This is a genomic window from Pseudomonas sp. HP_12 (assembly GCF_055283955.1).
The window spans coordinates 16,100-27,889 of the sequence record NZ_JBTOQG010000012.1 but is presented as its reverse complement, the minus strand read 5'-3'; the positions used below and the strand labels follow the sequence as shown (position 1 = coordinate 27,889).

Sequence of the window (11,790 nt, the reverse complement as noted above, 5' to 3'; positions counted from 1 at the left end):
TGATCAAGGCCCGGCCCCCAGTGCCGGGTTTTTGGCATCTGGCCTTAAAGTTTCCCCGGGCCGTGTCGATACCCTCACTATAGAAACTTCGTTGCGCGAGGTAAGACAATGAACCGTATGGCAGCCCTTCGTCAGTATCAGAAGGTTAACTCACACGCCCAGACCGCCGTGGCCACGCCACACCGTCTGGTACAGATGCTGATGGAAGCCGGCCTGGACCGTATCGCCCAGGCCAAAGGCGCCATCGAGCGCAAGGACATCCCCGCCAAAGGGCTGTTGATCGGCAAGGCGATTGAAATCATCGGCGGCCTGCGTGAAGGTCTGGACATGGAAAAGCAGGCGGAAGCCCTGGCCCATGTCGACAACCTCTATGTCTACCTGATGAAGCGTCTGGCGGAAGCGAACATCAAATCCGATCCGAAGATCCTCGATGAAGTCAGCGGCTTGCTGACCACGGTCAAGGAAGGCTGGGACGGGATCGGCGAACAGCAACCCGTGCTCTGAAGGAGAACCCCATGAGCGCTGCACTCAAGCGAATCGAAGAAACCCGTGAAGCCTTGGTCGATGCCCTCGAGCAGCGTGACTGGGAGGCGATCGGCCAGCTCGATATGGCCTGCCGGGCCTGTGTCGATGAGGTCATCAGCCAGGCAAGCAACGATGAGCCTGAGCTGCGAAATAATCTGGAAGAGCTGCTAGGCGTCTATCGCAAGCTTATTGACGTTGCTGTGGGCGAACGTCAAGCGATCGTCGACGAAATGTCGCAGATCCAGCGAGCGAAAAGCGCGGCAAAGGTTTACCATCTGTTCGGTTGACACTTGGTCCATAGCCAAAATATGTACGCCATAAAATTGACTGTGTACGGTTTTTTGACTTAACTAGTGAAGTTCACTAATTTCGGTGATTGACGCGTCTCAACGGACGAAACGAAAGCCAAGCTTGCCCGTGATCGGGCATCGAGTTGACTAGGGAAGTTGCTATTGCATGTGGCGTGAAATCAAAATCCTGCTGATCGATGACGATAGCCAGCGCCGCCGTGACATGGCGGTGATCCTGAATTTTCTGGGTGATGAGAACCTGTCTTGCTCCAGCACAGACTGGCAGCAAGTCGTGGGTTCGTTGACATCCACCCGAGAAGTGCTTTGCGTGCTGGTCGGCAGCGTGAACGCCCCGGGCAGCCTTCAAGGCCTGCTCAAAACCGTGGCCGCGTGGGACGAGTTTCTCCCGGTCCTGCTGATGGGCGAGAATTCCTCGGCCGAACTGGCGGACGATCTGCGCCGCCGGGTCCTCTCCACCGTCGAGATGCCGCCCAGCTACAGCAAACTGCTGGACTCCCTGCACCGCGCCCAGGTCTATCGCGAGATGTACGACCAGGCCCGTGAACGCGGGCGTCAGCGCGAACCCAATCTTTTCCGCAGCCTCGTCGGCACCAGCCGTGCGATCCAGCACGTGCGCCAGATGATGCAGCAGGTCGCCGACACCGACGCCAGCGTGCTGATCCTCGGTGAATCCGGGACCGGCAAGGAAGTCGTCGCGCGTAACCTGCATTACCATTCCAAGCGCCGCGATGCGCCGTTCGTGCCGGTCAACTGCGGCGCGATTCCGGCCGAGTTGCTCGAAAGCGAATTGTTCGGCCACGAGAAGGGCGCCTTCACCGGCGCCATCACCAGCCGGGCAGGGCGCTTCGAGCTGGCCAACGGCGGGACGCTGTTTCTCGATGAGATCGGCGACATGCCGCTGCCGATGCAGGTCAAGCTGCTGCGCGTCCTGCAGGAACGCACCTTCGAGCGCGTGGGCAGCAACAAGACCCAGAGCGTCGACGTGCGGATCATTGCCGCGACCCATAAAAATCTTGAAGACATGATCGTCATCGGCAGTTTCCGCGAGGATCTGTACTACCGCCTGAACGTGTTCCCGATCGAGATGGCGCCGTTGCGTGAGCGTGTGGAAGACATTCCACTGCTGATGAACGAGCTGATTTCGCGCATGGAGCATGAGAAGCGCGGGTCGATCCGCTTCAATTCCGCTGCCATCATGTCCCTGTGCCGTCACGGTTGGCCGGGCAACGTGCGTGAACTGGCCAACCTCGTTGAACGCATGGCGATCATGCACCCGTACGGTGTCATCGGCGTCTCCGAGCTGCCGAAGAAATTCCGCTACGTCGACGACGAAGACGAGCAACTGGTCGACAGCCTGCGCAGCGATCTCGAAGAGCGCGTGGCCATCAACGGCCATACGCCGAACTTCGCCAGCAGCGCATTGCTGCCGCCTGAAGGCCTGGACCTGAAGGACTACCTCGGTGGTCTGGAGCAGGGCCTGATTCAGCAGGCGCTGGACGATGCCAACGGGATCGTGGCACGCGCCGCCGAGCGTTTGCGTATCCGCCGCACCACGCTGGTGGAGAAAATGCGCAAGTACGGCATGAGCCGTCGCGAAGGCGACGAACAGGTCGAAGACTGACTGTCGTTTGACGCGTCAAAAATAAACCGCTGATTTTTCAGCGGTTTTTTTTCGGCACGGGGATTGCTATGTCTCTGGGAACATACCGTTTACTGACGGTTCGCTACCCGAGAGATCAACTATGCCCCAGGCCGCTCAGATGTCTTCCGAACCCGGTTCAGCCATTGGTTCGTTAGTGCAGCAGTCCCCGGAAGTGGCGAGCAGGCAAGGCCTTGAACAGGCCTTCGCGCTGTTCAGCCAGATGTCGACCCAACTGACCGATTCCTACGGCCTGCTCGAAGCGCGGGTCACCGAGCTCAAGGGCGAGCTGGCCGTGGTCAGCGCCCAGCGCATGGAGGAATTGGCGGAGAAAGAGCGTCTGGCGAACCGCTTGCAGCATCTGCTCGATCTGCTGCCCGGCGGCGTCATTGTTATCGACGGCACCGGCATGGTCCGCGAGGCCAATCCTGCCGCACTGGATCTGCTGGGCGAGCCGTTGATCGGCATGCTCTGGCGCCACGTCATCGCCCGCTGCTTTGCGCCGCGCGAGGACGATGGCCACGAAATCTCCCTGAAGGACGGGCGCCGGCTGTCCATTGCCACCCGTTCGCTGGACGCCGAGCCGGGCCAATTGGTGCTGCTCAACGACCTGACCGAAACCCGTCACCTGCAAAGCCAGCTGGCGCGCCATGAGCGTTTGTCGTCCCTGGGCCGCATGGTCGCGTCATTGGCGCATCAGATCCGTACGCCGCTGTCCGCCGCCATGATCTACGCCAGCCACCTGGCCGAACAGGCCTTGAACGTCGAAACCCATCAGCGCTTTGCCGGACGTCTTAAAGAGCGTTTGCACGAGCTCGAGCATCAGGTCCGCGACATGCTGGTGTTTGCCCGTGGCGAACTGCCGCTGACCGACCGAGTGACGCCGGCCGCGCTGGTGGCCGCCCTCGAATCCGCCGCCCAGACCCATGTGCGTGATGTGGCCGTGCGCTGGCAGTGCGACAGCCCGTCGGGTGAGTTGCTGTGCAACCGCGACACGCTGGTCGGCGCGCTGCTCAACCTCATTGAAAACGCGGTCCAGGCCAGTGCCGGCCAGCCTGACGGGCGTCGCCGCCTCAAGATTCATGCGTACAACCGCGGCAACACGTTGCGACTGTGTGTCAGCGACAGTGGCAGCGGCATCGAGCCTGCGGCCCTGGCCCGCATTGGCGAGCCCTTCTTCACCACCAAAACCACCGGCACCGGTCTCGGTCTGGCCGTTGTCACCGCCGTGGCGCGGGCGCATCAGGGGCGTGTCGAATTCCGCTCACGTCCGGGCCGTGGCACCTGCGCCATCGTGTCCTTGCCTTTGGTTCCTGGCGCTGGTAGTGACACGGCGTCTGGTCCGTCGGTGATAACGGCAGGTGAGCGCTCATGACCATCAAGGTGCTGCTGGTTGAGGATGACCCGTCTCTGCGCGAAGCTCTGGGCGAAACCCTGGCGTTGGCCGGCCATGATTATCAGGCGGTCGGCTCGGCGGAAGAGGCGCTGATCGCCGCTGCCGATTCGTCGTTCAGCCTGGTGGTCAGCGACGTCAATATGCCCGGCATGGACGGTCACCAATTGCTCGGCCAGTTGCGCAGCCGCTACCCGCAGTTGCCGGTGCTGTTGATGACCGCCCACGGCACGGTCGACCGCGCGGTGGAGGCGATGCGTCAGGGCGCCGCCGATTATCTGGTCAAACCGTTCGAGCCCAAGGCGTTGGTTGCGTTGGTTGCCCGCCATGCGTTGGGTCGCCTCGGGCCGGCCGATGGCGAGGGGCCGATCGCGGTCGAGCCTGCCAGCGTGCAGCTGCTCAGCCTCGCCAGTCGTGTCGCGAAGAGCGATTCGACGGTATTGATTTCCGGCGAATCGGGCACGGGTAAAGAAGTGCTGGCGCGTTTCATTCATCAGCAGTCGCCGCGCGCCGGCAAGCCGTTCATTGCGATCAACTGTGCGGCCATCCCGGACAACATGCTCGAAGCTACCCTGTTCGGCCACGAAAAGGGTTCGTTCACCGGTGCCATTGCTTCCCAGGCCGGCAAGTTCGAGCAGGCCGAAGGCGGCACCCTGCTGCTCGACGAGATTTCCGAAATGCCCATGGGTCTGCAGGCCAAACTCTTGCGTGTGCTGCAGGAGCGGGAGGTGGAGCGGGTCGGTGCGCGCAAGCCTATCGAACTGGATATCCGCGTGCTGGCGACGACTAACCGCGATCTGGCGGGCGAAGTGGCGGCCGGGCGTTTCCGCGAAGACCTGTTTTATCGACTGTCGGTGTTCCCGCTCGCCTGGCAATCCTTGCGCCAGCGTCCCGCCGACATTCTGCCGCTGGCCGAGCGTCTGCTGGCCAAGCACGTCAATAAAATGAAGCACGGGCCGGTGCGTCTGTCCGCCGAGGCGCAGAAGTGTCTGGTCAGCTACGCCTGGCCGGGCAACGTCCGAGAGTTGGACAACGCGGTGCAGCGGGCGCTGATTCTGCAGCAGGGCGGTGTCATTCAGGCCGAGGACTTCTGTCTTGCCGGGCCGGTCACGTTCGCCGCCGCGCCAACCCCTCAGGCGTCGACGGTCGCGACCGGCGCCATGGAAGTGTCGCCCGATACCGGCGGCGGGGAAGGGGCCGGCGCCCTGGGTGAAGACCTGCGTCGGCGGGAGTTCCAGATGATCATCGACACCCTTCGTGCCGAGCGCGGTCGTCGCAAAGAGGCCGCCGAACGTCTCGGTATCAGCCCGCGTACGTTGCGCTACAAGCTGGCGCAGATGCGTGATGCAGGGATGGATGTCGAAAGGTTTCTGTTTGCCTCCTGAGCAGGCGCGCGTGTCGGTGAAATGGATGCCTGCCTGACTGGAGCTGACGACAGGTCTCCGACAACCCGCTGATTTTTCAGTGGGTGTGATGCCGTCTTCGTGAGCAAGCTCACTCCCACAGGGACCGCGTCTGATAGGGCATCGCGCGGTGTCAATGCGTGAAGCGCCTCTGCGTTTATGTGTCCGTTCAAATACTCATCCGAACACTTTCATCAAACGTGGCACATCGCCGCTATTGGTCTGGCACCCTTGTTGCTAATGCTTAGGTAACCGCTGAATCCGTGTCAAAAATCTGCGGCCCTTTTGAGAGAAACGTCATGACCCAAGGTGTTGAATTTAATCGCTTGATGTTGGACATGCGCTCCATGCAAATGGACGCCATGGCTCAGCCCAAGGCCATCGCAGCGCCAGAACAGGCCGGTGCGAGCAGTTTTGCTGACATGCTCGGCATGGCGGTGAACAAGGTCAACGACACCCAGCAGGCGTCGAATCAGTTGTCGACCGCTTTCGAGATGGGCAAGAGCGGCGTGGACCTCACCGACGTGATGATCTCCTCGCAAAAAGCCAGCGTGTCGTTTCAAGCGCTGACCCAGGTACGCAACAAGCTGGTTCAGGCGTACCAAGACATCATGCAAATGCCGGTTTGAGGACGATTTAAGTCATGGCCGAAGCCGCCGTCGATAACGTACCCGCCAAAACGGGTGCGCCAGGAAGCAAGCCGCCGATGTTCGGGCTGGCGTTCCTGCAAAATCTCTCCGAGATGACCATGCTGCGTCAGGTCGGCCTCATGGTCGGTCTGGCTGCCAGCGTGGCGATTGGTTTCGCCGTCGTGCTTTGGTCGCAACAGCCTGATTACAAGCCGCTCTATGGCAGCCTGTCGGGTGTCGACACCAAGCAGGTGATGGACACGTTGGCCCAGGCCGACATTCCCTACACCGTCGAGCCTAATTCCGGCGCGCTGCTGGTGAAGTCCGATGACCTGTCCCGTGCCCGCATCAAGCTGGCCGGCGCCGGCATTGCCCAGAGCGACGGCAACGTCGGTTTCGAAATCCTCGACAAGGATCAAGGCCTGGGCACCAGCCAGTTCATGGAGGCCACTCGTTACCGTCGTGGCCTGGAAGGCGAACTGGCGCGGACCATCTCCAGCCTCAATAACGTCAAGGGCGCCCGCGTTCACCTGGCGATCCCGAAGAGCTCGGTGTTCGTGCGTGACGATCGCAAGCCCAGTGCTTCCATTCTGGTTGAGCTGTATGCCGGTCGTTCGCTGGAGCCGGGTCAGGTGCTGGCGATCATGAACCTGGTCGCCACCAGCGTGCCGGAGCTGAGCAAGTCGCAGATTTCTGTCGTTGATCAGAAGGGCAACCTGCTGTCCGATCAGGCAGAGAACTCCGAGCTGTCCATGGCCGGCAAGCAATTCGATTACACCCGTCGCATGGAAAGCATGCTGACCCAGCGTGTACAGAACATCCTGCAGCCGGTGCTGGGCAATGATCGCTACAAGGCAGAAGTCTCGGCAGACGTTGATTTCAGCGCCGTCGAATCCACTGCCGAAAGCTTCAACCCGGACCAGCCTGCGTTGCGCAGCGAGCAGACCGTCAACGAACAACGCTCCAGCGGCAGCGGTTCAGGTGGCGTACCGGGTGCTTTGAGCAACCAGCCGCCAGGCCCGGCGACCGCACCACAGAACGCCACCGCCGGTGCTGCCGGTGCCGCGGGCGCTATCGCCCCGGGACAACCGCTGCTGGACGCCAACGGTCAACAGATCATGGACCCGGCCACCGGTCAGCCGATGCTGGCGCCATACCCGGCCGACAAGCGTAACCAGTCGACCAAGAACTTCGAGCTCGACCGTTCCATCAGCCACACCAAGCAGCAGCAGGGCCGGGTCAATCGCCTGTCGGTTGCGGTGGTGGTGGATGATCAGGTCAAGGTCAACCCGGCCAACGGCGAAACGACGATGGTGCCGTGGACCGCCGATCAATTGGCGCGCTTCACCCGTCTGGTGCAGGACGCCGTCGGCTTCGACGCCAGCCGTGGTGACAGCGTCAGCGTGATCAACGTGCCGTTCTCCACTGATCGCGGCGAAGTGATCCCGGACATTCCGTTCTATTCGCAATCGTGGTTTTGGGACATCGTCAAACAGGCCATGGGCGTGCTGTTCATCCTGGTGCTGGTGTTCGGTGTACTGCGTCCGGTGCTCAAGGGCATCACCAATCCTCAAGGCAAGCGCCTTGACGGTGACTCCGAGCTGGGCGGCATGATCGGGATGGACGGTGAACTGGCAAACGACCGCGTCAGTCTGGGCGGTCCGCAAAGTATTCTGTTGCCGAGCCCTACCGAGGGCTATGACGCACAGCTCAACGCAATCAAGAGCCTTGTGGCCGAGGACCCGGCGCGTGTAGCGCAGGTCGTCAAAGAGTGGATCAACGCTGATGAGTGATAGAGCTGCTGCGCTTAAATTGACCCGCGTGGACAAGGCCGCGATTCTGCTCCTTACCCTGGGTGAGACCGATGCCGCGCAGGTCTTGCGCCACATGGGGCCGAAAGAGGTTCAACGTGTGGGCGTGGCCATGGCGCAGATGCGCAATGTGCACCGCGAGCAGGTCGAGCAGGTGATGAGCGAGTTCGTCGACGTCGTCGGCGATCAGACCGGTGTCGGCATCGGCTCGGACGGCTACATCCGCAAGATGCTCACCCAGGCACTGGGCGAGGACAAGGCCAACGGCCTGATCGACCGGATTCTGCTGGGCGGCAACACCAGCGGTCTCGACAGCCTGAAGTGGATGGAACCGCGCGCGGTGGCCGACGTCATCCGTTTCGAGCACCCGCAGATTCAAGCCATCGTCGTGGCCTACCTGGACGCCGATCAGGCCGGTGAAGTGCTGAGCCATTTCGACCACAAGGTGCGCCTGGACATTATTCTGCGCGTGTCGTCGTTGAACACCGTGCAGCCGGCGGCGCTGAAAGAGTTGAACCAGATCCTCGAGAAGCAGTTCTCGGGCAATGCCAACACGTCGCGTACCACCCTGGGTGGTATCAAGCGTGCGGCGGATATCATGAACTTCCTCGACAGCTCGATCGAAGGCCAGCTCATGGATTCGATCCGCGAAGTGGACGAAGACCTGTCGACGCAGATCGAAGACCTCATGTTTGTCTTCAACAACCTGTCCGACGTCGACGACCGCGGGATTCAGGCCTTGCTGCGCGAAGTCTCCTCAGATGTGCTGGTCCTGGCACTGAAGGGCTCCGACGACGCCATCAAGGAAAAGATTTTCAAGAACATGTCCAAACGTGCCGCCGAACTGCTGCGCGACGACCTGGAAGCCAAAGGCCCGGTTCGCGTCAGCGACGTGGAAGGCGCCCAGAAAGAAATTCTCACCATTGCCCGTCGTATGGCGGAGGCCGGGGAGATCGTTCTTGGCGGCAAAGGTGGCGAGGAAATGATTTAAGCGTAGGTGTCGTTGATGTCCAGCTCCGATAAAGCAGCACCCAGTGAGCTCATCCGCGCCCAGGATTTGCGAGGCCTCGACGTCTGGGCCTTGCCCAGCTTCGACCCGCAGGTGGAAACGCCCGAGCCGGAACCGGTCATCGAAGAAGCCGAGCTCGCCGAAAGCGAAGAAGTGCCGCTGGAGGAAGTCCAGCCGATGACCCTGGAAGAGTTGGAAAGCATCCGCCAGGACGCCTACAACGAAGGGTTTGCCATCGGCGAAAAAGAGGGTTTCCACAGCACCCAGCTCAAGGTTCGTCAGGAAGCGGAAGTGGCCCTAGCGGCCAAGCTCGAAAGCATGGAAACCCTGATGGGGCATCTGTTCGAGCCCATCGCCGATCAGGACGCACAGATCGAGAAAGCCATGGTGTCACTGGTCGAACACGTGGTCCGGCAGGTCATCCAGCGCGAACTGAAAACCGACTCCAGCCAAATCGGCACGGTGCTGCGCGAAGCGTTGCGACTGTTGCCGATGGGCGCGGCCAACGTGCGCATTCTGGTCAACCCGCAGGACTTCGCGCTGGTCAAAGCCATGCGTGAGCGTCACGAAGAAACCTGGCGCATTCTCGAGGACGATACGATCCAGCCGGGCGGTTGCCGTGTCGAGAGCGAGCACAGCCGCATCGACGCCACGGTCGAGGCGCGGATCAGTCAGGCCCTCGGCAAAATGTTCGACCAGTTGCACGAGCAGGCCCTTCATCCGGCGCCGCCCGATGTGACCATCGAACTGGAAGAGGCGATTCAGAGCGCCGAGAAAACCACTTACCCGCTGGGTGCTGTCGATGCGCCTTGAACGCACCAGTTTCGCCAAGCGTCTGAGCACGTATCCCGACGCCATCTCCCTGCCTACGCAGCCGATCGTCGAAGGCCGACTGCTGCGCATGGTCGGTCTGACCCTCGAAGCCGAGGGCCTGCGCGCGGCCATGGGCAGCCGTTGCATGGTGATCAACGACGGCAGTCATCACCCGGTCGAAGTGGAAGCCGAGGTCATGGGCTTCTCCGGCGGCAAGGTGTTCCTGATGCCGGTCGGCAGCGTCTCCGGCATTGCACCGGGCGCCCGCGTCGTTCCGCTGCCGGACACCGGCCGTCTGCCGATGGGCATGACCATGCTGGGCCGCGTCCTCGACGGCGCCGGTCGCCCCCTCGACGGCAAGGGCGGGATGAAAGCCGAAGACTGGGTGCCGATGGACGGCCCCACCATCAACCCGCTCAATCGCAATCCGATCAGCCAGCCGCTGGACGTGGGCATTCGCTGCATCAACGGTTTGTTGACGGTCGGCCGCGGTCAGCGTCTGGGTCTGTTCGCCGGTACCGGGGTGGGCAAGAGCGTGCTGCTGGGGATGATGACCCGCTTCACCGAGGCCGACATCATCGTCGTCGGGCTGATCGGCGAACGGGGCCGCGAGGTGAAGGAATTCATCGAGCACAGCCTGGGCGAGGAGGGCCTCAAGCGCTCTGTCGTCGTGGCCTCTCCGGCGGATGACGCGCCGTTGATGCGTCTGCGCGCGGCGATGTACTGCACGCGCATCGCCGAATATTTTCGCGACAAGGGCAAGAACGTCCTGTTGCTCATGGATTCCCTGACCCGTTTCGCCCAGGCCCAGCGGGAAATCGCCCTGGCCATCGGCGAGCCGCCTGCGACCAAGGGTTATCCGCCGTCGGTGTTCGCCAAGCTGCCCAAGCTGGTGGAACGCGCCGGTAACGCGGAAGCGGGCGGTGGCTCGATCACGGCGTTCTACACCGTTTTGTCCGAAGGCGACGACCAGCAGGACCCGATCGCCGACTCGGCCCGAGGCGTGCTCGACGGCCACATCGTGCTGTCGCGGCGACTGGCCGAAGAGGGCCATTACCCGGCCATTGATATCGAAGCGTCGATCAGCCGGGTGATGCCGTCCGTGGTCGATCCGCAGCACATGGTTCAGGCGCAGTATTTCAAGCAGTTGTGGTCGCGTTATCAGCAGAGCCGCGATCTGATCAGCGTCGGTGCGTACGTGGCCGGCGGCGATCGCGAGACTGACCTGGCGATTTCACTGCAGCCACAGTTGGTGAAGTATTTGCGCCAGGGCTTGCAGGAGAACGAGAGCATGCAGAGCAGTGAGGAGCAGTTGGCGAAGATTTTCAATCCTCAGGCTGGGGGTTAATCGGTCATGGCAGTCAGTCGCGCAGCCCGTCTGGCGCCGGTGGTGGAGATGGCCGAGAAGGTCGAGAAGGCCGCCGTGCAGCGCCTGGGGCATTTTCAGGGTCAGGTGCGGCTGGCCGAGGCCAAGCTGGGCGAGCTGGATAAGTTTCGCTCTGATTATCAGCAGCAGTGGATCGACAAGGGCGCCCATGGGGTGTCGGGTCAGTGGCTGATGAATTATCAGCGCTTTCTCAATCAGTTGGAGACGGCGGTGGCGCAGCAGCGTCAGAGTCTGGCGTGGCATGAGAATAATCTGAACAAGGCGCGCGGCGAGTGGCAGAAGGCGTATGCGCGGGTGGAGGGGCTGCGTAAGTTGGTGCAGCGGTATATCGATGAGGCGCGTGCGCTGGAAGATAAACGCGAGCAAAAGCTGCTGGATGAGCTGGTGCAGAGGTTGCCCAGGACGGAGCAGTTTTAGGAGCTTGAGATCAAGATCAAGATCAAGATCAAGATCAAGACCCTTAAGATCACGAGCGTCTGCCTGGGGGCAGACTGTTTCGCCTTCGGCGAGTTACTGGAAAAGCACCCCAAGTAACCAAGGGTGCTTGCTCCTGGCTAGGTTCCTCCTTCGTCGGAATTCCCTCGCTCCGGTCTTGCTCCGTGGGCCCGCGCCGAACGGACATCCATGTCCGCAACGGCGCTCTCGCCGCATCCATGCGGCTCGGCCCACTGCGCAAAACCTGCGCTCGGCCTGCACCCAAGTCGCGTTTTGCGGTGTTTGAACTTTTTGTGTAGGAAGAGCAAAAGCAACGGCAACGAAAATGGTGAGGACGACGACATAGTGAGACCGGCTTTAGCCGGGAAGGCGTCGGAAGACACACTGCAAAACTGATGGCGACCAAGCCGGCGTCTTCCCGGCTGAAGCCGGTCC

At 61.7% G+C, this 11,790-nt stretch carries 11 protein-coding genes; all 11 read left to right on the top strand.

Annotation, left to right across the window (positions count from 1 at the left end; genetic code table 11):
• Positions 1–108: 108 nt before the first annotated feature.
• Entirely contained in the window at positions 109–504 is a 396-nt protein-coding gene (gene fliS, locus ACYASU_RS10140) for a flagellar export chaperone FliS (RefSeq protein ID WP_122534871.1), read from the top strand.
• 11 nt (positions 505–515) lie between these two features.
• Complete coding sequence (gene fliT, locus ACYASU_RS10135) at positions 516–812, top strand: flagellar protein FliT (RefSeq protein WP_133775902.1); 297 nt, start codon at positions 516–518, stop codon at positions 810–812.
• 169 nt (positions 813–981) lie between these two features.
• Positions 982–2,457 carry a transcriptional regulator FleQ gene (fleQ, locus tag ACYASU_RS10130; protein WP_192174136.1) on the top strand — a complete coding sequence of 492 codons (1,476 nt, stop codon included), beginning with the start codon at positions 982–984 and terminating at the stop codon, positions 2,455–2,457.
• Between the two features lie 139 nt (positions 2,458–2,596).
• Positions 2,597–3,850 carry a sensor histidine kinase gene (locus tag ACYASU_RS10125; protein ID WP_463582712.1) on the top strand — a complete coding sequence of 418 codons (1,254 nt, stop codon included), beginning with the start codon at positions 2,597–2,599 and terminating at the stop codon, positions 3,848–3,850.
• Positions 3,847–5,253: a sigma-54-dependent transcriptional regulator gene (locus tag ACYASU_RS10120; RefSeq protein ID WP_463582711.1), complete on the top strand. Its 1,407-nt coding sequence runs from the start codon at positions 3,847–3,849 to the stop codon at positions 5,251–5,253. Before ACYASU_RS10125 ends, ACYASU_RS10120 begins: the two co-directional genes overlap by 4 nt.
• A 317-nt stretch (positions 5,254–5,570) precedes the next feature.
• Positions 5,571–5,900 (top strand): flagellar hook-basal body complex protein FliE, encoded by a 330-nt coding sequence (gene fliE, locus ACYASU_RS10115; protein WP_065987290.1) that lies wholly within the window; start codon positions 5,571–5,573, stop codon positions 5,898–5,900.
• Between the two features lie 14 nt (positions 5,901–5,914).
• Entirely contained in the window at positions 5,915–7,693 is a 1,779-nt protein-coding gene (fliF, locus tag ACYASU_RS10110) for a flagellar basal-body MS-ring/collar protein FliF (RefSeq protein ID WP_192174139.1), read from the top strand.
• Positions 7,686–8,702, top strand: coding sequence for a flagellar motor switch protein FliG (gene fliG / locus ACYASU_RS10105; protein WP_065987292.1), 1,017 nt, complete (start codon positions 7,686–7,688; stop codon positions 8,700–8,702). Before fliF ends, fliG begins: the two co-directional genes overlap by 8 nt.
• Before the next feature lie 15 nt (positions 8,703–8,717).
• On the top strand, positions 8,718–9,533 hold the full coding sequence (gene fliH, locus ACYASU_RS10100) for a flagellar assembly protein FliH (protein WP_192174140.1): 816 nt from the start codon (positions 8,718–8,720) through the stop codon (positions 9,531–9,533).
• A complete protein-coding gene (gene fliI / locus ACYASU_RS10095; RefSeq protein WP_192174141.1) occupies positions 9,523–10,881 on the top strand; it encodes a flagellar protein export ATPase FliI in 1,359 nt (452 codons plus the stop codon). Before fliH ends, fliI begins: the two co-directional genes overlap by 11 nt.
• Positions 10,882–10,887: 6 nt before the next feature.
• Positions 10,888–11,337: a flagellar export protein FliJ gene (gene fliJ / locus ACYASU_RS10090; protein ID WP_192174142.1), complete on the top strand. Its 450-nt coding sequence runs from the start codon at positions 10,888–10,890 to the stop codon at positions 11,335–11,337.
• The last annotated feature ends 453 nt before the right edge of the window (positions 11,338–11,790 follow it).